Source organism: Psychrobacter sp. TB55-MNA-CIBAN-0194 (genome assembly GCF_040309505.1).
GTDB lineage: Bacteria > Pseudomonadota > Gammaproteobacteria > Pseudomonadales > Moraxellaceae > Psychrobacter > Psychrobacter fozii.
Genome location: NZ_JBEOOW010000667.1, coordinates 1 through 244, shown reverse-complemented (window position 1 = coordinate 244; position 244 = coordinate 1). Strand labels below are relative to the sequence as shown.

1 protein-coding gene is annotated in these 244 nt (G+C 41.4%); it reads left to right on the top strand.

Going from position 1 to position 244, the window contains the following annotated elements; genetic code table 11:
* Positions 1 to 196, top strand: a 196-nt coding sequence (locus tag AAEY75_RS16675) for a hypothetical protein (protein WP_502944461.1), incomplete at its 5' end; no start/stop codon positions are given.
* Between the last annotated feature and the right edge of the window lie 48 nt (positions 197 to 244).

Genomic DNA, 244 nt, shown 5'->3' with positions numbered 1-244 from the left:
AGCATTAGAAGCTGCTAACAAAATAGGGGCATTCACGGTTGCACTTACTGGCCGTGACGGCGGGCAAGTAAAAGATATTGCAAAGTTACCTATTATTATTAAAAACGACGAAACCGCGCGTATTCAAGAAGCACACATGTTTATTGGCCATTGGTTATGTGAAGCCATGGATATGGTTGTTGCGGAGCAGCAGTAATGGATTTATCTTTACTAAAGAACTTATCAGCAGCACGTATTTTAGTGG